Raw genomic sequence first — 1,678 nt, 5'->3', positions numbered from 1 at the left:
CCTATTGCCTCACCGAGGAATGTTACCGAACGCGATAGGGCCGACATGGGCCCTTTCTCCATCCGTCGCGGCGGAGGGAGATAGCGGCCAGCTCTTCATCCAACCGCCATCGAGGATGATCAGCCCAGCCATTTCCATGCGCCAGACCTTCACAAGCCGTTGCACCATTCTCAGGTTATTTTCCTTGAAGCGCGAGGGGTCGATCTTTGTCAGGCGTTGCAACACACTTGCTGCCGAGAGCGCCAGCTCTTCCTCGAGCCATCCCTTGATCTGCGCCTCGAACGGCTCGTACATGCTGGGTCTCTTCGGATAGGGTTTGGTCCGCCGATACGGCCGCCGATGCGTTGGTCGGGTCTCGCCACTCTTCCAGGCCGTCTTCAGATTCGCGGCGAAGCGCTGGAGATCGATAACGGCCGGCTCCTCAATCTTCGTATTCAGGCCACGACGATCGACCCGCCGCCCAAGCTCCTCCTGCGCGGCGCGGATGCCAGCAAACAGCAGCACGGGATCGGCGGTTTCCATCATCGCCTGGAGCCGCTGCTTGTCGGCCTCGGCCACACCCGGATGTGCAAGGACACGGGCCGCAGGCGGAACTGGCGGATGATAGCGCTTGATCACACGAGCGCCGATCCGCGTCTTCTCCTGAAGCTTGAATGACGGTTGGAACAGATTGCCGTAAAGCCGCACGACAGCATAAAGTTTACCAAGCGCGGCCGTCGCCTCCGCGCCGACAAACCGACCATACCCCACCAGGCGACGCACGATGGCGCCATTCTTCTGCTCCACATGCGCCTGGTCATTCTTTCGATAGGCGCGCGAGCGCGTCACTTCCAGTTCCTCACTGCGGCACCAGGAGACGACGAACTCGTTCATGAAGGCGCTGTCGTTGTCGAAATCTACGCCGAGCAGGGGGAAGGGAAAGAACGAGCGGGCCTGCTTGATCGCCACAATCACATTGCCGCTGTCGCGCGTGCGGACCGGAACGCATTCAGTCCACCCCGTGGCAATATCGGTCAACACCATCGTCTGCACAAAGCTGCCGGACGAAGATGTGCCGGAATGCGCCACGAAATCGACCTCGACGTAACCGGGCGGCGGATCATTCCAGTCCCCGAAGGTGCGCACCGGCACCGATCGGCGAACCGCCGAACTCATTCCTGCTCGCCGGCGCTGGCCGCCGCGAGCCACAACACGTACCTCCGCCAAAAGCCGATCTATCGTCGCCGGGCTCATTGTCAGCAGCTTGCCGCGGAGCGCGGCATCGAGCTCCAGCCGGCCATGCCGTTCAAGCGCTGGCAGCAAGACAGGTATCAACGGCCGCAGCCGTTTGGAACACAGCCGCTCCGATGCCTCCCACAACACCACGAGCGCTTCGCGAACATCGCCGCCATAGCGAAGGCTGTGCCTCTTGTTGCCAGGTATCTTCGACGCGCGTTGACGGAGCACTCGGATCGCATGCTTGCGATGATAACCGGTCACCGCGACGAACTCATCGAGGATGAGGCGCTTATCGCTTCGGCTCCCCGATCGATACCGCTCGACAATTGCTTCCACCAATTCCGACCGTGTCGCCATGCTGATCCGCCTTGCCATCCATCCTCCGAATCGGGATGACAACACCTGACCATCCCATTCGGAACAGCGACACTATTGGTAACATTTTGCTTGAGGCAATGCG

Annotated in this window: 1 protein-coding gene; it reads right to left on the bottom strand. The window is 61.0% G+C overall.

From position 1 onward, the window contains the following. Nucleotides 1–9: 9 nt before the first annotated feature. On the bottom strand, nt 10–1,593 hold the full coding sequence (locus NKJ13_RS31470; protein WP_352779563.1) for an integrase catalytic domain-containing protein: 1,584 nt from the start codon (nt 1,591–1,593) through the stop codon (nt 10–12). Nucleotides 1,594–1,678 lie beyond the last annotated feature (85 nt).

This window comes from Mesorhizobium sp. M0174, from assembly GCF_040322275.1.
GTDB lineage: Bacteria > Pseudomonadota > Alphaproteobacteria > Rhizobiales > Rhizobiaceae > Mesorhizobium.
This window is presented reverse-complemented; position numbering and strand designations above follow the sequence as displayed.

What these genes read in the sequence shown, in the direction of transcription:
- NKJ13_RS31470 (WP_352779563.1), bottom strand. Translation starts at nt 1,593, where the DNA reads ATGGCAAGGCGGATCAGCATGGCGACACGGTCGGAATTGGTGGAAGCA.